This is a genomic window from Acinetobacter sp. 1124_18A (genome assembly GCF_052824995.1).
Genome location: NZ_VTDF01000004.1, coordinates 285,174 through 306,356, shown reverse-complemented (window position 1 = coordinate 306,356; position 21,183 = coordinate 285,174). Strand labels below are relative to the sequence as shown.

At 37.1% G+C, this 21,183-nt stretch carries 17 protein-coding genes; 4 read left to right on the top strand and 13 right to left on the bottom strand.

Features of this window, described 5'->3' with window-relative positions:
- Positions 1-36 precede the first annotated feature (36 nt).
- The 3 genes from FY048_RS11335 to FY048_RS11325 all read right to left on the bottom strand — a co-directional run bounded on the left by FY048_RS11335 (position 37) and on the right by FY048_RS11325 (position 3,024).
- The gene (locus FY048_RS11335; RefSeq protein ID WP_446091173.1) at positions 37-1,104 is read right to left on the bottom strand and encodes a DUF475 domain-containing protein; all 1,068 of its coding nucleotides are present in this window, start codon (positions 1,102-1,104) and stop codon (positions 37-39) included.
- A 59-nt stretch (positions 1,105-1,163) separates the two neighbouring features.
- The gene (locus FY048_RS11330; RefSeq protein WP_446091172.1) at positions 1,164-1,742 is read right to left on the bottom strand and encodes a TerD family protein; all 579 of its coding nucleotides are present in this window, start codon (positions 1,740-1,742) and stop codon (positions 1,164-1,166) included.
- Between the two features lie 97 nt (positions 1,743-1,839).
- A complete protein-coding gene (locus FY048_RS11325) occupies positions 1,840-3,024 on the bottom strand; it encodes a TerD family protein (protein WP_446091171.1) in 1,185 nt (394 codons plus the stop codon).
- A 671-nt stretch (positions 3,025-3,695) separates the two neighbouring features.
- Between FY048_RS11325 and dusA the strand changes: the two genes are divergently transcribed.
- Positions 3,696-4,700: a tRNA dihydrouridine(20/20a) synthase DusA gene (gene dusA, locus FY048_RS11320; protein ID WP_446091170.1), complete on the top strand. Its 1,005-nt coding sequence runs from the start codon at positions 3,696-3,698 to the stop codon at positions 4,698-4,700.
- A 334-nt stretch (positions 4,701-5,034) separates the two neighbouring features.
- Entirely contained in the window at positions 5,035-5,547 is a 513-nt protein-coding gene (locus tag FY048_RS11315) for a hypothetical protein (RefSeq protein ID WP_446091169.1), read from the top strand.
- Positions 5,548-5,555: 8 nt separating this feature from the next.
- On the opposite strand, the gene FY048_RS11310 is transcribed toward FY048_RS11315, so the two are convergent.
- A complete protein-coding gene (locus tag FY048_RS11310; RefSeq protein WP_446091168.1) occupies positions 5,556-6,455 on the bottom strand; it encodes a LysR family transcriptional regulator in 900 nt (299 codons plus the stop codon).
- A 96-nt stretch (positions 6,456-6,551) separates the two neighbouring features.
- On the opposite strand from FY048_RS11310, the gene FY048_RS11305 reads away from it, so the two are divergent.
- Positions 6,552-6,674, top strand: a complete 123-nt coding sequence (locus FY048_RS11305; protein WP_446091167.1) for a hypothetical protein — start codon at positions 6,552-6,554, stop codon at positions 6,672-6,674.
- Positions 6,675-6,739: 65 nt separating this feature from the next.
- Here FY048_RS11305 and FY048_RS11300 read toward each other — a convergent pair whose 3' ends face one another.
- The 7 genes from FY048_RS11300 to FY048_RS11270 form a co-directional block, all read right to left on the bottom strand.
- On the bottom strand, positions 6,740-7,501 hold the full coding sequence (locus tag FY048_RS11300) for a tRNA threonylcarbamoyladenosine dehydratase (protein ID WP_446091166.1): 762 nt from the start codon (positions 7,499-7,501) through the stop codon (positions 6,740-6,742).
- A 316-nt stretch (positions 7,502-7,817) separates the two neighbouring features.
- The gene (gene acnA, locus FY048_RS11295) at positions 7,818-10,571 is read right to left on the bottom strand and encodes an aconitate hydratase AcnA (RefSeq protein ID WP_446091165.1); all 2,754 of its coding nucleotides are present in this window, start codon (positions 10,569-10,571) and stop codon (positions 7,818-7,820) included.
- A gap of 124 nt (positions 10,572-10,695) precedes the next feature.
- Complete coding sequence (locus tag FY048_RS11290) at positions 10,696-11,508, bottom strand: TatD family hydrolase (protein ID WP_446091164.1); 813 nt, start codon at positions 11,506-11,508, stop codon at positions 10,696-10,698.
- Positions 11,508-12,449, bottom strand: coding sequence for an RsiV family protein (locus FY048_RS11285; protein ID WP_446091188.1), 942 nt, complete (start codon positions 12,447-12,449; stop codon positions 11,508-11,510). The genes FY048_RS11290 and FY048_RS11285 overlap by 1 nt, the downstream gene beginning before the upstream one ends.
- A gap of 91 nt (positions 12,450-12,540) precedes the next feature.
- On the bottom strand, positions 12,541-13,383 hold the full coding sequence (locus tag FY048_RS11280) for a hypothetical protein (protein ID WP_446091163.1): 843 nt from the start codon (positions 13,381-13,383) through the stop codon (positions 12,541-12,543).
- Positions 13,384-13,452: 69 nt separating this feature from the next.
- A complete protein-coding gene (locus FY048_RS11275; protein ID WP_336040333.1) occupies positions 13,453-15,045 on the bottom strand; it encodes a peptide chain release factor 3 in 1,593 nt (530 codons plus the stop codon).
- A 232-nt stretch (positions 15,046-15,277) separates the two neighbouring features.
- Positions 15,278-16,141: a hypothetical protein gene (locus tag FY048_RS11270; RefSeq protein WP_092707372.1), complete on the bottom strand. Its 864-nt coding sequence runs from the start codon at positions 16,139-16,141 to the stop codon at positions 15,278-15,280.
- Positions 16,142-16,464: 323 nt separating this feature from the next.
- On the opposite strand from FY048_RS11270, the gene FY048_RS11265 reads away from it, so the two are divergent.
- Complete coding sequence (locus FY048_RS11265) at positions 16,465-17,037, top strand: TetR/AcrR family transcriptional regulator (protein WP_202742633.1); 573 nt, start codon at positions 16,465-16,467, stop codon at positions 17,035-17,037.
- A 273-nt stretch (positions 17,038-17,310) separates the two neighbouring features.
- Here FY048_RS11265 and FY048_RS11260 read toward each other — a convergent pair whose 3' ends face one another.
- Both FY048_RS11260 and FY048_RS11255 read right to left on the bottom strand, forming a co-directional pair.
- Positions 17,311-17,871 (bottom strand): TetR/AcrR family transcriptional regulator, encoded by a 561-nt coding sequence (locus FY048_RS11260; RefSeq protein ID WP_446091162.1) that lies wholly within the window; start codon positions 17,869-17,871, stop codon positions 17,311-17,313.
- Between the two features lie 958 nt (positions 17,872-18,829).
- Positions 18,830-20,884, bottom strand: coding sequence for an EAL domain-containing protein (locus tag FY048_RS11255; RefSeq protein WP_446091161.1), 2,055 nt, complete (start codon positions 20,882-20,884; stop codon positions 18,830-18,832).
- Between the last annotated feature and the right edge of the window lie 299 nt (positions 20,885-21,183).

Sequence of the window (21,183 nt, the reverse complement as noted above, 5' to 3'; positions counted from 1 at the left end):
TGATAGTCACCCTATAGATGATCTATCTAAAAGTTCTTATGAAGTTTGTGTTTGATTTTTATTGTAAGCGATTGAAGATAGTACCGCCCATGCAATGAAGGCGATACCAATTAAACCTGTTACAACTTCAGGAACATGACCACCAGTTCCTGTGTACAACATAATTGCAGCTAAGGCTCCGATGGCATAATGTGCGCCGTGTTCTAAATAGATAAAGGCTTCCAAGGTGCCTTTTTCAACTAAATAAATAGTCATTGAACGGACAAACATTGCTCCAATTGCTAAACCCAGCATAATAACGACAACATCATTTGTGATCGCAAATGCACCAATAACGCCATCAAAACTAAATGAAGCATCTAATACTTCAAGATAAAGAAAGCCACCGATACCAGCTTTAACAAGATTACTTGACTTGTTTTCTATTTGTTTATCATCTGATTCATCACCACTGCTTTCCAATAAATGACCAATGACTTGAACACCGATGTAGACCACGATGCCCCAAATACCAGCGACAATTACAACTAGTTTCTCCTCTGCAGGAACAAATGCAGACATGATAAGTAGAGCAATTAATGACACAAATACCGACATTGCAGGGATATTAGCTAAATTAGATAAATGCGCTTCTAACCAATGGAACCAGTGTGTATCTTTGCCGTCATCAAATAAGAAATTTAAAAATACCAATAGCAAGAACATACCGCCAAAAGCTGAAATTTCGGCATGATGAGCTAACAATTTCTCTGAATACGCTTTAGGATCATTTAATGCTAACTTAGCAACTTCAATCATTCCCATGTCAGCAGTTACGCCAACAATCAGTAAAGGAAAAACTAAACGCATACCAAATACAGCAACCAAAATCCCTACTGTAAGAAAAATCTTTTTCCAAAACTCATCCCAGTTCCGTAATATCGATGCATTCACAACAGCATTATCAAAAGATAAAGAAACTTCCATTACTGCCAATACGCCTGTAATCAATACGGCTTTAAGCATCATTGATAAACCAGCATTCGGACCATGAGTAAGGCCCCACCATGCTGACAACCCCAAACAGATCACTGTAAAAAAAATTGAGAACCAAAAATGTTTCATTTCTTTCCTTTTATAAAGAACTAAAAAGCATTCATCATTTATTTATTAAAATGATAATTTTAGCCAGTTTGAATACCATATTGTTGACACATTGCAGCTAACCCACCTGAGTACCCTTGGCCTACGGCTCTAAACTTCCACTCACCGTTATGGCGATAGACTTCTCCAAATACCATTGCGGTTTCAGTTGAATAATCTTCTGCCAAATCAAAACGTACTACTTCAACTTGTGTGTCTTGGTTTACTATTCGAATAAATGCATTGGCAATTTGTCCAAAATTTTGGCTTCTTGCCTGAGCATCATGAATGGTTACTGTAATTGCGATTTTTTCAACTTCAGGGGCAACTTTTGAAAGATTAACTAGTAAAGTTTCATCATCTCCATCACCCTGACCAGAACGGTTATCACCTGTATGCTCTACTGAATTATCTAGTGATTTAAGTTGATTATAAAAAATAAAATCATGATCACCACGAACCTTACCAGTAACCGTTAATAAGAATGCACTCGCATCTAAATCAAATGAAGCGCCATCAGTTGCACGCTCATCCCATCCTAATCCAATCAGGATTCGAACCAAATTAGGATCTGTTTTGCTTAAAGATAAATTTCCACCTTTATTTAAACTAATAGCCATTTTGTATTTTCTCCCCGTCTAAACCCAAAACTCATATCATTAATTATTTGTATATAAAAAAGTCTTTCTTGATTAATCTGCAATCTAAATATGAAGGTTATTTACTGCCTACAACCCAACGCAAACCAAAACTGAATGCTTGATCTAATTCTCGATGACCTGCAACGTAACTCACGTGGCGTTGGACTTGAATGCTACCACTCTGATTGATCAGTTCTACAATACCGCACATACCTAAAGGCTGCCCTTCAGTTAAACGAATTTCAATTGGAGGTTGATTAGGAACATAAATCGTCACAACTGCATCAGTTTCAGCCCAATTCGGCACACCATCATAAATAAAAGCGAATAACACCACTCGGCGAATCTGTTGCCAATACTCTCCATTAATTCGGAGCCATTCGCCTTCTTTTAATGCACCAGTACGATCATCGGCGGAAAGCTGGATAAATGGGTATTGATTAAAATCACCAAATCGATCGCCTAATGCCTGAATAACTGATTTAGTGCCATCTTGCATTTCAAATAGACAACCTAAATCCAGATCTACACCGTGATTCTGATTAAGAAGTTTTTTAAAGAAACTACTAGATTGAGCCTGTTGGGAACGCTGGTTCCAATTCAGGTTAATTTTGATTTCCCCAAAACCATGCGCCTGTTTTTCTAAATTAATTTTATTATTACTTTTATCCAGAGTAATTTTACTTAAATTAATTTTCAGCTGAGGAACTGAAGCTGGTGGTGCCGATATCGTAGAGTGATCATTAATTTCAACCCCAAAATATTCAGACAGAGGTTTTAAGCCACCATTAAACCCCTGATTCACAAAACGAAACTTCCATTTATCGTTATAACGATAAACTTCAGTCAAAATCAGCGCTTTTTCTGTTTTTTCAGCGCTTTTTATAGTTGCTGTAGCTGTGAGTTGATCATTTTCCCATAATTCAACTTGAATATCCTGAATCGCATTAAATGTGCCTTGGCCATCAACCGTAGCGCACACAGCGATCTTATTGATATCACCATCTAACATTTGGGTATTAATGTTAAATTGAGCAAAATAGGACATATTGTTTGTCGTTTCATTCAATTTAACACTACAGTTTGGTGTCTGCTTTTGACCATAAAAAATCATATCTGCATCACCACGAACTTTACCTTGAGAATTTAATAAATAAGCTGTTACATCCAAACCTATGTCAGATGGTAATGCCGTTTTAAATCTCAGATAAAATTGCGAGCAGCTCAAAGCCAGATTTGCACCCGTCATGAGTTGTTGCATTAATCTTTCCCCTTAAATTTTATATTTTGTAGCTGATTTAGCTCAATTTTATTAATTTCATGAGTCTAATGAAAAATCGAAATTTAGGCTGAATGAATTACCGCTTTAACTAATAAGCCACGCGGTAATTCGATCGCAATCATAAATTTATTAAATCTAAATTATAAAAATAGACATAAAGGTCTTTATATTACACAAATACTGTAATTTATGCTGCGTACATTGATCAAATTTTGCATTTTTAGTTTAATAATTAATTTGTTAGGACAAAAGTAATTAGACTACAGGCTTCTTTTCGACCTTATTAATATATGAGCAAGCATTTAAATGTCAGAAATTTACTATGAAATATATAAATTTGTGCTAAAAATTATAGTTACTTATATAGCTGAATAAGTGTCTTGTTCTTTTAATTAAATCAAAGTTACTAGAGGTCAACTTGCCTAACTGGATAGTTATTGACTTTACTTTAAACTAACTACTGAGTGTAGTTGGTCCATCTTACAAAAAAGAAAATGCTTTCCCAATAAGGTAACTTGTTATAAATCATCTTCCTATATTTAACATAAGGGTGGCTATAAATTACTCGGTTAAATGCCTCTGTCGATTCAGGCATAAACCTCGTATAATGCTGCCCTTTCATTAATTTAGCGACTTTTGGGCTATTGGTTATGCAATCACTTCAATCGTTACAACCTCGTATTTCTGTCGCCCCCATGATGGACTGGACTACAAAGGATTATCGATTCTTTGCACGCTTGTTTAACCCAAATGTTGTGCTCTACACCGAAATGGTCACCACAGGTGCGATTCTTTTTGGCGATGCAAAACGTCATTTGGACTACAGCGCACAAGAACACCCTATCGTATTACAACTTGGCGGTTCAAATCCCCAAGAGCTTGCGACCTGCACAAAAATGGCTGAAGACTGGGGTTACGATGAAGTTAACCTCAATGTAGGCTGCCCAAGTGACCGTGTACAGAACAATAAAATCGGTGCTTGCTTAATGGCAGAACCAGATTTGGTTGCTGAATGTATTCACACTATGCAAAAAGCAGCAAACATTCCGGTAACGGTGAAACACCGTATCGGGATTGATGACATGCACTCTTATGAAGAGATGCTTCATTTTGTAGATACAGTTGCAGCAACAGGTTGCGCTCATTTTGTAGTTCATGCCCGTATTGCTATTTTGAAAGGCCTGTCACCAAAAGAAAACCGTGAAGTTCCACCTTTACGCTATGAAGATGTCTATCGTTTAAAACAAGAGCGTCCACATCTCACCATTGAAATTAACGGCGGGATTAAAACGTTTGCTGAAACTCAAACACATTTACAGCATGTTGATGGTGTCATGATTGGTCGTGAAGCCTACCATAATCCGTACTTACTCGCGGAAATGGGTCAGCTTTGGAATTTGGAAGCTCCAGATCGATTCGAGATTATGGAACAAATGCTACCTTATATTGAACAGCGTATGGCTGAAGGTGCTCCACTCTCCATCATTACACGTCATATTTTGGGTTTATTCCAGAATTTACCTGGTGCGCGTAAATGGCGTCAGGCGCTAAGTGGCGGAAATGCAAAAACTTTAGCTGATGTTGAACAGGCTATTAGCAACATGCAAGCAGCTTTAATTCGTACTGAGGAATATTTAAAAGAACATCAGGCTTAAGCATGTGATGGCTTCTTAAATTGTAAGAAAATGTGGCATTTTAAATCAGGGACTTAGATTTTGAGTATATTCGCAATGACTGAATTAAAATATTCAAATTTAAGCTCTGATTAATTATTTTTAAATAAAAATATCAACAACTTAAGTTAAATTGTTTTTATGTTTCATTTTAATAAGTATCTTTTTATCTCTAAGTAGCAATATTTGGGAAAAAGATACGTTATTACATAACGCAAACAAAACTTTTAAGGTACGCCTATTAGTATCTCTGAACGCCACAGGTAGGTGGTGATTTTTTTAATATGGATATAGATAGTACGGTAGAGATTTCACGATGATTATTTATGACGGACAAGTAGCTGATAATTATATGTATCAGGATTCAAATCAGGCAGCCATTGTTGTATCCCACAGCACTCCAAGTCTCCCTTATCCTTTCACCATGAAACCTAGTAATCATCAAACTGAAACTTCCGATACTCCAGCAATAGATGTTGATAGATTCGTAGCTAAATTAGAAAGTATTACCTCAAGACGCAGTAAAGCTCGTTGTGCACGTAGTATCCGCCTTGCTCTCGAATCTGCTGGTGCAGATATTCGGAATCACCCCATTGCAGCTTCAGACTGGGGAGACACTCTCAAAAAGATTGGCTACAAAGAGATAGATCCATCATTTGATGAGCCACAAGAAGGCGATATTTACATCATTCACAGAACTCGCAATCACGTTTATGGACATATTGCTGGATACACAGGAAGTGAATGGGTCTCTGACTTCAAACAAAACAGCTATGATGTCTATAAAGATGATAGCGTTACTTACACCTACTATAGATTAGCCGCTTAATCAATTTTCTAAGATTGAAATGCTTGATGAATGATTTCGGCACAATGCTGAATAATTTCATCCTTCTCTTTTCTATAGACTAAAACGACCTCTGAAAAGAATAGATGATCTGCCAAAGGTAACAACTTTACATTGGCAGGCAAAATCTGCTGAAACTCTTCAGGCACAATACTTACCCCTAAATTTGCAGCCACAAGCTGTAATTGTGAAATCTTACGTGACTGAATCGCAGCTTTCTGAGGCGTAAACCCAGCAGCCAAGCATAGGTTTGAAACAAAATAGCTTAAACCACCTCGTTTAGAATGTGGGGTAGAAACGAAATACTCATCTTTTAAGTCTTTGACTTGAATCTCTTGTTGATTTGCAAACTTAGCGTGACCAACATGTACAGCCACCATTAAAGGTTCTTCATATAGCTTAACAACATTAATGTCATCTAATGTGTGACGAACTGGTGGTCTAATCAAACCAATATCAATTTCACCATTCATCAAAGCTAAAATCTGCTGTTCGGATGACAAGGTATTTAGTTCAAAACTAAGCTGCTGCGTTAAGCTAATTTCTTTTAATATTTGAACCTTTTTATGGTCCATAACAATACTGCTTGAATGAGCAATTTTAATTTGGCGATTTTTCCCTTCGGCAATATTCTTAGAAATTCCAATGATTTCATTTAAATAATGCATATTATCTTTTATTTTCTTATAGAAGACCTCTCCCGCCGTTGTAAGCTTTACTTTCTTGTCAGTACGGTCAAATAATTGAAAATCAATCTCTTCTTCTAATAGTTTAATTTGCCGACTTAAAGCAGACTGAGCAATAAAAAGCTTTTCTGAAGCAGCAGTAAAGCTCCCTTCTTCTACAATTTTTATGAAATATTGGAATTGTTTTAATGTGAGCATTACCATCTCAAAATTAGATCATTAGGTCTATTTTCTATATTAGATTAGATAGATTGTCTCCGCTAGAATTTTATCAAGACCATTCCCTTGATTGAATTATTCATGAAGTATTTAAAAGGTTTCGCCGTCTTCACTTTCATTGTTTTAATTTTATGGTGTTTTAAATTTTATGATCAACAACTACCCACGCAGCCCAAGCAAGACAACATAGAATTATATGATTAAATCGTTTTTCTCAAAAAACAAAAGGCATGCCCTCCAACATAAGAGCATGCCTTTTTATATTTAAATCAGGCTTTCTTTAAATCGAGTTTCTTTAAAACTTCAGCCACAGCAATCATGGCAAAACTTGAAGTCACGACTACGGCTGAGCCATAGCCACCACAGCGCAACCCAGCAGAAGGACAAACATCGGCATTTGAAAATGGATTATCGATTGAGTAAACACAAGTAATCCCAAATTTCTCTTTCGGCTTTTTACAGATGCCTCGAGCACGAAGTTGACTACGTAGCTTCGCTAACATTGGGTCTTGCTCTGTTTTTGATAAATCAGCCACGCGGATTTTAAGCGGATCAAGCTTACCACCTGCTCCACCTGACACAATCAAAGGGATTTTATTAAAACGGCAATGAAGCATCAAAGCCAATTTCGCTTTAACGTCGTCAATACAGTCCAAGATAATATCGGGTACAGGGTTTAACAGCTCTGTGACATTCTCAGGCGTTAAAAAGTCATCAATAATATTGACTTTAATACGAGGGTTAATTTGGCGACAACGCTCCGCCATAATCTCAACTTTTTCACAACCTAGAGTTGAAGTCATTGCGGGTAGCTGACGGTTTACATTTGATGCTGCAACCACGTCCATATCTACCAGTGTAATCTCGCCCATACCCGTACGAGCCAAAGCTTCTACCGCCCAACTACCGACACCACCAATCCCAATCACCATCACATGACTTTTTTCATAGTGTTGGAACGATGAATCACCATAAACTTTGGCTACACCTGCAAAACGGCGGTCATATTCATCTTGTTGGAGATCGGTCATTGCTACTCTTAGGGGATATAAAACACGGAGAGTATTTTACTGCTTTTCAGAAGAAAGTGTATTTCAGATCAAAGAAAACTTGAGATAGCGATATTTGAGTTCACGACAAGTCTTATCATTATAAATCAAATTATATTATTTAAGATTTAAGTCATTATTTACTAACGTGACAGGCGGTTGGGCTGCGGTATAAGGACATACCGTCAGCCCGACAGAGGATTTTTGTTACTTTTCATCCTCGAAAAGTAAGGATGTATCTATATACCCAACATCAGCCAAAACATATTCATTAAAAGGCCGAGCTAAGTTTATCGATTTATGAAGCAATCAAATTCCGCAGTACATAATGCAAAATACCACCCGCCTTAAAGTACTCAACCTCATTTAACGTATCAATTCGACATAACACATTAAAGTGGCTGGCGACTCCATTTGGCCCTTTTACATCAACCTCAAGAATTTGATGAGGCTGTACTCCATCCGACAAACCTCGAATTGATATCACCTCATGACCAGTTAAGTTAAGAGATTGTCGAGTTTGTCCATCAACAAACTGTAGTGGCAACACGCCCATACCCACCAAGTTTGAACGATGAATACGCTCAAAGCTCTCAGCGATTACGGCTTTCACACCTAATAAATTTGTTCCTTTGGCAGCCCAGTCACGCGAAGAACCTGTCCCATATTCTTTACCAGCAATAATCACAAGCGGTGTATGCTCTTGTTGGTAAAGCATTGCGGCATCATAAATAGCGAGCTTTTCACCACTTGGCACATGAATGGTATTACCACCCTCTTCTCCACCAAGCATCTCGTTTTTAATACGAATGTTGGCAAAGGTGCCTCGCATCATCACTTCATGATTACCACGTCGAGAACCATAAGAGTTGAAGTCTTTTGGATCGACCCCTTGCTCTTGCAGATATCGACCTGCTGGACTGTCTTTTTTGATATTACCTGCCGGTGAAATGTGGTCAGTCGTTACCGAGTCACCAAGCACTGCCAAGATATTTGCCTGTTCAATATTTTTAATTGGTTTTGGTGGTTCGCCAATGCCTTCAAAGAATGGTGGATGGCGAATATAAGTCGAGTCATCGGCCCATTCATAGGTTTTGCTCTTTGGAATCTGAATCGCTTGCCAACTCGCATCACCATCAAAGACCGCAGCATATTCTTTGTGGAACATCTCTGTATTTACTTTCTGCAAGACAACATCAATTTCTGCCTGACTTGGCCAGATATCTTTTAAATAGACGGGCTGTCCATCTTTGCCCTCACCAAGAGGCTCTGTTGTCAGGTCGGTACGAATATTCCCAACCAAACCATAAGCAACTACGAGAGGCGGTGAAGCTAACCAATTGGTTTTAACTAAGGGATGTACCCGTCCTTCAAAGTTACGGTTACCAGAAAGTACAGATGCAACATTCAAATCATGACATTGAATTGCATCTTCGACTGGCTCGGGTAATGGGCCTGAGTTACCAATACAGGTTGTACAGCCATACCCCACCAAGTTATAACCTAACTCATCTAAATACGGCGTAAGCCCAGCAGCCAACAAATAATCAGTCACGACCTTAGAACCAGGTGCAAGAGAGCTTTTCACCCATGGTTTTCGTTGTAAGCCTTTTTCAATAGCTTTTTTAGCAAGCAGACCCGCCGCTAACATCACGCTTGGGTTAGAGGTATTGGTACAAGAGGTAATGGCTGAAATTACGACATCCCCATGATTTAACGGGTATTCCTGCCCTTCAATCACACAAGATGGACTTTCATGTTGAATATTTGCTTTTTTTGCCTCTACAGCAGTACCACCACCTTCATTTTCTAGACGTTCTTTTGCTTCTTTTGCTGGTTTTAGCGTTAACTCCATGAGTGCATTAAACGCTTTAGGTACTTCTGATAACAGCACTCGGTCTTGCGGGCGTTTTGGTCCAGCCAAACTTGCTTGCACCGTAGTCATGTCTAAACTTAAAGTATCTGTAAAAACAGGTTCATCACCAGCATTTCGCCATAAACCTTGAGCTTTACTATAGGCTTCAACGAGCTCAATACGGTCTTCATGACGGCCTGTCAGTTTCAGATATCCTATAGTCACTTCATCTATTGGAAAGAAACCACAGGTTGCACCATATTCTGGTGCCATATTGGCAATGGTTGCACGGTCAGCAAGAGGCAAATCTGCCAAACCATCTCCATAGAACTCTACAAATTTACCCACCACACCTTTTTGGCGAAGCATTTGAGTAATAGTGAGTACCAAGTCTGTTGCTGTAATACCTTCTGGTAATTTTCCTGTAAGTTTAAAACCGATGACTTCAGGAATAAGCATAGAGATGGGTTGGCCCAACATTGCTGCTTCAGCCTCAATACCGCCTACGCCCCAGCCTAAAACACCCAAGCCATTAATCATGGTCGTATGCGAATCTGTTCCCACTAAGGTATCAGGAAATGCAAAAGTTTTGCCTTCATCTTCCCCCAACCACACTGCTTGGGCTAAATATTCTAAATTGACCTGATGGCAAATCCCCGTACCTGGCGGCACTACACTAAAATTATTAAATGCCGACTGTCCCCAACGTAGAAATTGATATCGTTCGCCATTACGCTGCATTTCAATCTGTACGTTATCGGCAAAGGCATGATCATCGGCAAAATGGTCAACCATCACCGAATGGTCAATGACTAAATCAACAGGAGATAACGGATTAATTTTTTCAGGGTCGCCCCCCGCTTGAGCCATAGCCGCACGCATTGCCGCTAAATCAACTACCGCAGGCACACCTGTAAAATCCTGCATTAAAACTCGCGCAGGCCGATATTGAATTTCCTGATCTGAGCTTCGATTTTTTAACCATTCTGCTAAAGCATGGATGTGTTCTGTTTTAACGCTAAGTTGGTCTTCGAACCGTAATAAGTTTTCCAATAATACTTTTAAAGATTTCGGTAGTTTGGCAATGTCCCCTAGCGTTTTCTCTGCTTGGGCTAAGCTAAAAATCTGATAATTGCTGGAACCTACTGTTAGCGTCTGTAAAGCATTAAAACTATTGATATTGCTATACTTAGCCATTGGGTTATCCTCCCATGTCTGGCAATGTTATTTTTCACGTTTTTACATGTTGTTTTCTTACTTTAAGCTTCTTTTCTAATCGCTGTGTTTTGTTTTAGTTACTATTTCTAATCTTTGATTTTTATTACGATAATTTCAACGCCAAGAGCGAGTTTTCCCAAAGCTGTACGGCCAAATCTGGCTCTGATATGTTTAAGTTTTCTGCCAAACTTTGCAAAACATAAGGCAAATTAACTGGAGTATTACGGGTACGTTGTTCTGTTGAGGTTTGACAACAAAGTGGTGTCATATCAGGACAATCAGTTTCAATCACCAAGTGCTCTGCACCTATAGCTTGTACAACTGTATGAAGCTTTTTCGCATTCGGGTTGGTAATTTGCCCAGTCACACCAATTTTAAATCCCAGTTTAATTAAGCCTTTCGCTTCTTCTATTCCACCACTAAAAGCATGCGCAATTCCACCCAGTTTAAATTTTTGAGCTTTTAATATTGCAAGTACATCACCATGTGCTTTTCGAATATGAAGTAATACTGGTTTCTGATATTGAGTTGCCAATTCAAGCTGCTGGGAGAAATATTCTTTTTGCTTCGCATATACATCTGGATGCTTATGCTCTTTTAAAAAAGTATCTAAACCGATTTCACCCACAGCCACACAGTCTTGTTGTTGCAAAATTTGTTCAAGGTGAGAAAGATGGTCTGGCTGATGCTGCTCAATATAAAATGGGTGTAAGCCGGGTGCTAAATAAGAAGTCGGTACATTTTCCCAGCTCTTTAACTGATAATGCGTTTTTAGCAATTCATCAAAACGTGACTGCACAAACCCAATTAAAACCAGTGCATCAACGCCAGCTTTTTTGGCATGAAGCGCTAACTGTTGCCGATCTTCATCAAAATCGGCAACATCAAAATGCGTATGCGTATCAAACAGACGCATTAGCTTCCACTTTTTGCAACAGGTGCTGAAGCTGGTTGCACTTTAGGCTGCGGCAAATACTCTTTCTTCAAAACTTCCTGTAATTGATCATATGGAATAACTAATCGAGGTAGCCCAACCACATAGGGTCCAATTTCATATTCACCATATTGAAGGATTAAACCTTGCTCACCCAGTAAGAAATTATCAGATAATTTAAATGGCCAAGCTTGTTCATAGTCAGCAACATTATCAGCCAGTTTAGAGTCTGTAACCCAAGTCTTAAAGGCTTCATGCGCCAACTTCTCTAACGCCGCTTTTTGCTGTGGACGTAATAAATCTTCAAGCTTGATCTGCTTTTGTTCTTTTAAATCAAAATTATAATAATGTTGTGCAGCAGAACCATGAGCGCCGCCTAAATAGCTACTGCTATTAAGTACAACGGTTACAACTTTACCTTGAGCCTGCAAAATTTTCGGCTTAACCAAAAGATTAATTTGATGACTACTACTTAAAGCTTTTAATTCATTATCCAGACTAATAAATGAGTTTGCATAACGTTGAACCTGTGCATCAAAGCTATTTTTTTGCTCTGCTCCCGCAACCCCTGAAGCTTCTGTTTTTTGATCTGGTTGCTTCACTTTAGTATCGGGTTCAGCAATCTCTAAAATTTGATCTAGAGTCTTTAAGATTTGCTGATCTACAATTTTATCAATAAATGGGAAATTACTCTGCAAACGCTCAACTGTAAAGTCTGGGCAAGTTTTACCATCACAATCAGGTAAAGCAACCTTACTCGGAACTGTTTCGCCCTTCAAAGTCAGCTCTACTGGCTTTTGTTCTTTGACTGCCGGTTTCTGTTGCTCTTGAGAATCCTTAGGATCGGCTTTAGGTTGGCATGCCACCAAAAATATAGCAGAAGCAAGCAAAGTTAATCGCAGTGAAGCTTTAGAAGATAACATCATATTTTGCCTTTTATTCTAAGGAGATTACGCAGTGCCTTTTCTAAGAAATTAGCGCATATAAATAGAGGTTGCAAATTCTGCTACCATCTTAAAACATTTGTTCATAAACCTTGGGTTGTAATATTTTTTTTGTTTGTTCTGTAGATAAATAAATATCGAGCTGTGGTGCCTCTTTTGTAATTTGGTTTGCCTGATAATGCAATCCAATACCTTCACCGTCAAAGAACCAATCCGCTTGTCCCCAATATAAAGTTTTTGGCGCTTCTTTTTTTATCTCAACAGTCTGCTTTTTTAACCAGTCTTGATAGGCTACCTGTACCATTTGATGCATAGCTGTTTGCTGATCTTTTTTTAAAACATCCAACAAACTTAAACTTTTATGCAATTTTCGGTCAGCAACAAAAAAGTAATAACGATCTTTAATCGTGAGCTCTTCTTGCTTGGTATCAAGCCCCAATTGCAATAAAACATATTGATTACGCTGCGAAGCAATACGTGTATGAAGATGCAATTCATAAGCTCGATTCTTTGAATATTTATCTTGCCATTCATCAGACTTTTTTACATAGGCATTAATGGCTTGCTGCAAACTTAAGTCTTTTTTCAAATCAATTTGATCTTGAATCACTTTAGCCTGACTTTTGGCGATCCATTCATTTAACCATGCGTCTTGAGTTTTTATCGTTTGAACGTCGACATCAATACAATTTTTCTTCTCACAAAATGGCACAGCATAGTCTGCTTTTACTTGTTGCAAGTTGAGAAATGGCAGTACCTCAGCTTTTTCAATATTTTGAGTTTGGCTAGATGCTGTTTTCGTTTGAGAAGATGATGAAGTCTGAGAGCTTTTCCAGACAAAAATAGAAATAGCAGAAATTAATATTATGACTGCAACCACAAGTGCAATAATTGCCTTTTTACTCAAGTTCATTTCATCATCCTTTCTTATTTTTCAAAACAAAACAGCTTCTATTCGAAGCTGTTTTTCACATTAAAATGATCAGTGTTCACGTGTGTTACGGAACTGGATATCAGGCCAACGCTCTTGCATAATCTGCAAGTTCACACGGCTTGGAGCAAGATACGTTAAGTGTCCGCCACCATCGATAGAAAGTTGGTCATGTGCTTTCTTTTTAAATTCATTTAGAATTTTTTCGTCATCACAGTGAATCCAGCGAACGGTGTTAACACTTACAGGCTCATAAACACAGTCAACCTTATATTCTTCTTTCAAACGATAAGCAACCACGTCAAACTGAAGTACACCCACCGCACCCACAATCAAATCATTGCTGATTTGTGGCATAAATACCTGAGTCGCCCCTTCTTCAGACAACTCTTTCAAACCTTTTTGCAATTGTTTTGACTTTAATGGATCTCTTAAACGTACACGACGGAACATCTCTGGCGCAAAGTGAGGAATACCTGTGAAGTGCAAATTTTCACCACTTGTGAAAGTATCACCAATTTGAATCGTGCCATGGTTATGTAAACCAATAATATCGCCCGGCCACGCTTCTTCTAAATGTTCACGCTCACCAGCAAGGAATGTCAAAGCATCACTAATGCGGACATCTTTACCAAGACGCACGTGGTTCATCTTTAAACCTTTTTCATATTTACCAGAGCAAATACGCATGAAGGCGATACGGTCACGGTGTTTCGGGTCCATGTTGGCTTGAATTTTAAATACAAAACCAGAAAAACCTTCTTCTTTCGCATCAACCACACGCTCTTGTGTAGGATGCGCTTTAGGTTCTGGTGCCCACCCCATGAACGCATCTAGTACATGGTCAACACCAAAGTTGCCTAAAGCTGTACCAAATAGAACCGGAGTTTGTTTACCTTGTAAAAATAATTCGCGGTCTAATGGCTCATTCGCCATTTGTACGAGCTCAAGCGACTCTTCAAAAGAAGCCCAAGCCAAATCACCTACTTTTTCACGAATATCAGCATAATCATACCCATCACGTACTTCAATATCCGTAATGGTTGAGCCAAAGCCTGCTTTGTAGATATACAACTTATTTTCAATAATGTTGTATACACCAGCAAAATCACGGCCCATTCCTAATGGCCATGTAATAGGTACACAGCGGATATTGAGGACATTTTCAATTTCATCAAGTAACTCAAGTGGCTCACGAATCTCACGGTCCATCTTGTTTACGAATGAAATGATAGGCGTGTCACGCATACGACACACTTCCATCAATTTGATGGTACGTTCTTCGACACCTTTTGCACCATCAATCACCATTAACGCTGAGTCAACTGCGGTTAAGGTACGATACGTATCTTCCGAGAAATCCTCATGTCCCGGTGTATCGAGTAAGTTAATGGTATGACCTTTATATGGGAACTGCATAACAGACGTAGTAATAGAAATTCCACGCTCTTTTTCCATTTCCATCCAGTCAGATGTAGCTGCGCGGTCAGATTTACGGCTTTTTACCATCCCTGCAACCTGAATTGCTTTACCCCATAACAGTAATTTCTCTGTCATGGTGGTTTTACCGGCATCGGGGTGGGAAATGATGGCAAATGTGCGGCGTTGAGCAACCTGTGCCGCTAACTCATCTTTAAAACTCATGAAATACACCTACTGCGGAGATTGCAGTGCCAAAGATCTAAAGTCGATCAAAATAAAAATTGGCGTAATTGTAGCAGATTTATAGAACTGTTTAATGATTGTTGATATGCCATCAGTCACTCATAAGATTTTTGAACATTTTTTGAGAATACAACTTCGTTCATTAGAGATTTTACAATCAAAAAAGCCCATCCGATTGTGGATGGGCTTTCTTAGGACTTAGCAGAATATCTTAAGCTAGTTTCTTTTCTTCAATAAATTGGACATCGGCAATTTGTACATCCCAGAACTCATTCCATAATGCACAATAATCAATACATAGCTTAGTTAAGCCTTCATAATCATCTTTTGTAATTGCTTGCGCTAACGCAAACCAAAGGTCATCCTGATGGTCATCATCAGCCGCCTCAGACGTTTCATCAGTAGATACACCATGCACATGGTAATATCCACCGCCTTCAACGTCGATATTCACAAATTTAGTCGCTTCACGTAATGGAGGACTAAAAAGAATAACCTCTTCTTCGGCAACTGCTAACAATGCAACTACATTGATATAACTATCATAAGAAGATTCTAAAAATGAACGAACCTGATCTGCGGCTTGTGAAGCTTTATAATTACGGCGATCATCTTCCGTTAGACCATAATCATTAAGTAAATCTTCATACAATGGATAATGAGCATATTCAGGATTCCCCAAATAATAATCATCTTTACCTAATCCCGGTCTAAAACCGAATTCATCAAGTACATTTAAACTTAATAATACCCGTGGAAACATTTTAGCTCCAGAATGGAGTTTTGGTTCCAGTTGTTTTGTTTGGAACTGCGCTTGTAATAAAGCATCAGTAAAAATCTGTACAATTGCATGACGATATTCTAAATGAATATGAATTAAAGTATCCTTATCTAGATAACCATGATTTAACATTTCAATTGCAGGATGTTTACAAACTGGTAATTCTGCAATTTTATTTCTTAACTGTTTGAGAAATTTTAAATTTTCTTCCCATTGTTTTGCAGGAATACTATTTTTCATCCCCTGCAATGCTTTTTCTCGTGGATTATTAAAATCTTCAAATTTTTTTGACATAATCATTCTCAATAAAAAGTTTTTTCTTATAGTTAAGTTGGGGATTCCCTTTATTTCAATTTGCATTCAGTTGCTAAAATAAAATCCATATACCCATCCTTAACAACCTGATATTATGTCTATTAACTCAACAAATCAATGGATTAATTAATAATATTTAAAAAAGTAAATTATTGCCAACTAAATACATAAAATATTATTTTTTAAGGTTAACCAAACTATTGAATAAATATAGTTTTTTAAATATTATAAAATAAGTTTTATTTAAGCTTTAACACTTACAATAGCAAAGTTAATCAAAAATATTCGCGACGGTGAACCCGATGACAAAAAGAGAAAATATTATAACAACAGCAACATCCCTTTTTAACCAGAAAAGCTATACGTCTGTTGGTGTTGATAAGATTATTGCTGAGTCCAATGTTGCAAAAATGACTTTTTATAAATACTTTTCTTCTAAAGAAAACTTAATTGAAGAGTGCCTTCATGAAAGAAATTTAGAAATCCAATCTTCAATATTAGAAAAAATTAATAATATTAACAATCCGTTAATTAGACTTAAAAGTATTTTCACTTGGTATATCGACTGGATTAATACAGATGATTTCAATGGTTGTTTATTTAAAAAAGCCACCATTGAAGTTCTACAATTGTACCCATCTATTAAAGATCAGGTTAATGAATATCGAGACTGGATTTATCAATTGGTTTTCTCAACATGTGTAGAATTAGAAATCAAAGATGCCCATACGCTTACCAGTCTTTTCCTTAATATTATTGATGGCATCATTATTGATGGCACAATAAATAAATCAAAAATTAATTCTGAACAAACATGGTCTTATATAGAAAAGCTTATTAACTTTGAGGAAACTCAAGCGTGCTCTGCCGCTTAATATATCAATTTAATAGTTTTAGATGTTTTGTAGAAGAATTAAAATATCATTAAAAAACGAGTAGGGCATGAATTACAGCTCTACTGTTTAAATCTGTCTAACTTATTGTTACAACCCTACAAAAGCAAGGCCCCCGCTATTTTAAACACAGAAGCCACTCTCATTCCTTATATTTCAATATTATAATTTATATAAATTTAAATAGTTTAAATAAGAAATTTATTAAGAATAACTACACATTTACTGCGTATAACTATGCACGTTAATATATTATTAATCTACCGCGATATTCTTTAAGAAATACTCCAATAACACATCTCTATCATCCACACTTTTTTCACCTAAAAGCTGAACCATAGCCCCATCTATCACAAATAAAAACATGTACGCATCTTCTTTTGGGGCCTCTGAGTTCTTTGTTAAAAGTAGCCTATAAATTTCGCTAATGAACCAGTTTCTGTACTCAACCACAACTTGATAAGCCTTGGGGTAAAGCTTTTCAATTTCAAAAATGGCTTTAAATGGCAAATGGTAAAGGCCTTCTAAATCTGCATGTAAGAAGTAAATTTTGCGGAGTTTTTCAATTACGGTTAAGTCTTTCTGGACATAAATGATTGAAAGCACCTCTTGTTTTAAACCATCCTTTTGAAAGGTTAGGCTCATTTCAATGAGTCTTTCCTTTGAGTGAAAGTAATTATAAAAGGTAGCTTTGGGAAGTTTTGCTGCTTCAATAATTCGGTCTACCCCGACTTTGTGAAAACCATAATTATTAAAGAGATATCTTGCAGAATGAAGCACGCTTAAAGCACGAAATGGGAGATCTAAATGTTGCATAGTTTTACCGTTATAAAAATAAGTTCTTGTTGTGTCTCAATGAGATAAAACTGCCTAGGCTCTTGTTTTAAGCAAAAAAAGGCATGCAAAGGTCCTCGAAAGACTGCCTCAGCGCATCTCAAGTTTTATTGTTGATATGATTTTTTGGTCGTGACGAACTAATGCTTGAAAACCCAAAGGTCATCAAACCGCGCTAAAGACTAGTCTGGAGGTATAAAAATAGAATGCATAGCCAACTCCTTTAGATTGGGAGTTCTGCCAAAGCATTAATCTAGAATTATGGTGGCAGAACGAGCAAGGGTTAGCAGACTGATAGTAAGAATCAGCACACCCGAAGGTGTCCCTCACTCGCCCTACCGCAACAAGCGAGGGACGATTGATAACATAAGACTACTCCTCAGAAGGAATAATCTGATGCTCTTACTATGCGGTCTGCTAAAACCGACTGGCAATGTAGGCCAGCTTGCAAAGGATAATCTGAGAGTTTATAGGTGTCAATGTAGCTTTTATGACAAGATTTTAAATTTCTTATTGTTTTTCATTAGATTAACTTAATTATTATTTTAAATATTATATAAATATAAAAACTATATTATTTTTCATAGTTATTTTTTTAAAGTATTTTACTTATTAGCTAAAAATTATGGTGGCAGAACGAAAGCGGGTTGACAGACTGGTACGACACCAGCACACCCAAAGATGTCCCTCTTTCATTCAACCATCAAGAAAGTAGACTATCACTTTAAAAGTATATGCCTCTTCTGAACGTCAACAAGACTTGATCGATGAACTCGTCTTGTAGCTCAAGCGTGAAAAAGATAGACTGAGATAGGAAAACTGTCAATAGCCAAATTTCTTTAAGTTATTAAAATTATTTAATTTTTTAACTAGCCTAAAATATGTTTTTAGATATTGTATAAATATGAACTTTTAAAAAATTTATTTACTTCTAAAATGACTAAACAGAATGAGTACCTTGAGACTCAATGAGCTGATCAACCTGAACAGGCATTCCTAATAAATAACCTTGGAATTGCTGACATCCTAAACGGGTTAAAATCTCAACCTGCTGCTGAGTTTCTACTCCTTCTGCCGTTACGGTTAAACCTAATTTTTTAGCTAGATGAATAATACTTTCGAGAATAACTTCTTCTTTCGAACCCGGTTTTAAATCAACAATAAAACCACGGTCAATTTTCAATTCATCTACGGGCAAATCTTTTAAATATAAGAAGCTTGAATGCCCTGTTCCAAAATCATCAATCGCAACACGAATTCCCATGTCCCGTAGCCGTTCACACGCTCGGATACTCAAGTCAATATGTCGCATTGCAGTTGATTCAGTAATTTCAACAATTAAATGATAAGGTTGAATTTGATATTTTTTTAATAGTGCTTCGAGCGTACTGAATAGCTTTTTATTTTCAAATTGTAGTGCCGATAAGTTCACAGCAACTGGATAAAATGGTGTGTTACTGCGCTCCCACTCCTGAATTTGCAGGCAAGCTTGCTCAAGCGCCCAATATCCCATTGGAATGATCAAACCCGTTTTTTCCGCACCTTCAATGAACATATGCGGAGTAAGTATTCCTAAAGCTGGGTGATTCCAACGGATTAAGGCCTCAACCCCACAAACTTCAAGATTGGTATTAAATTTTGGTTGGTAATATAAGATGAACTGTTTTTCTTCTACGGCTTTATAAAGATCATTGATCAGTTTCGACTGACTTCTCGTTTCTTGCTGATGGGTTGAATAACTAAAGATGGTATATGTATTCCGGCCTTGTTCTTTAGACATCAACATGGCCGCATCAGCATTCATGAGTAAGTCCTGAACATTCTGTCCATGCTCAGGAAAAAGTGCGACGCCCAAACTTGCAGAAATATTAATTTCCTTACCAGAAATTTGATAACTTTCCTGAATCAATTGTAAAATTTTCTCGGCCAAAACAACTGCTTCTTCTGCATTGGTATTTTCTGCAATAAGCAAAAATTCATCTCCACCAATTCTAAGCAGTTTACATTTTTCATTGAGTTGCCAATGTAAACGGTTCGCCATTTGAATGAGTAATTGATCACCTACATGGTGCCCAAACGCATCGTTGACCGATTTAAATCGGTCTAAATCAATATATAAAAAAGCAATTTTTTGGTCTTTATATCGATGATCTGAGAGCAGTACTTCAGCATAATCAACCAAATAAAGGCGGTTTGGTAGTTTAGTTAAGTTATCTTGTATAGAAAGATTAGCTAATTCTTTATTTGCCTTACGTAACTCTAAGTTTTGTTGTGTGAGCCGCTGCTCCAACATTGCAACAATGAAACTTGCGACCAATACCAGACACGTGACTAAAATAATTGTAAATAATAATAAGTCATGCTCAGCCTGATATTGGCTAATAAATTTATCAGTAATGTTGGTCGCAATCAGAGCAGTATAGTGCATTCCCATAATGCTTAAGGTCATCATGATCGCGAATGCTATTTTCAGATTTAATCGATGATGCTCTGTATCTTTTAATTTATAGGACAATAAGAAAGCTAATCCTGCCCCACTCATAGCAATTAATATAGAAAATAGTAACAAGAAAGAGGTGTAGTCTTTTTTATAGATATCAATATTCCAGCCCAACATACTAATGTAATATGAAGCTGAAATTCCGATTCCCATTACAACCGAACTTAAAATAAGTCGGAATAAAGGTAGAGTAAAACGCGAAGTTAACCACATTGCAATGTAAGATAACAAAGCACTTACGGCAAAAGAAACGGCAATTAAAGGGATATTAGAATTGATTGTTCCAAGCAAATGGTAGGCTTGTATTCCAACAATATGAACGATACTAATTGCTGATGCGAGCAATAAACTATTGGTAAGTAAAATTAGAGATTCAAATTTTTTGAGGGCTTTATTGAATAATAATTGCTCCATGGAAATCACAATATAGCAAATAATGCCGGCTGCAATAAAAGAGCCGACGATCAATGTGCTATCGTAATCAACATGACCCATATTGGACTTCCATGATTATTCAATACTTTTTTTTATTTTGTTCAACTCATTGCCCAAAATACAACTAAATATGTTCAATACATTCTATTAAATTTGACTTTTTAAGTCAGTTATAAACAATAACATTATCTATCTTTTGGTCAAGTATTTTTTACTTTATAAATCAATAGAGTAACCAAAAATTAAGCAGCCAATTATATGAAAAATATAGAATTTCTTTAATCCAGTTGAGTTATCTCAATGGCTCTTTTCATATTCAAACAAAAACAGTATAAAAAAAGAACCCTGCTTAGCGCAGG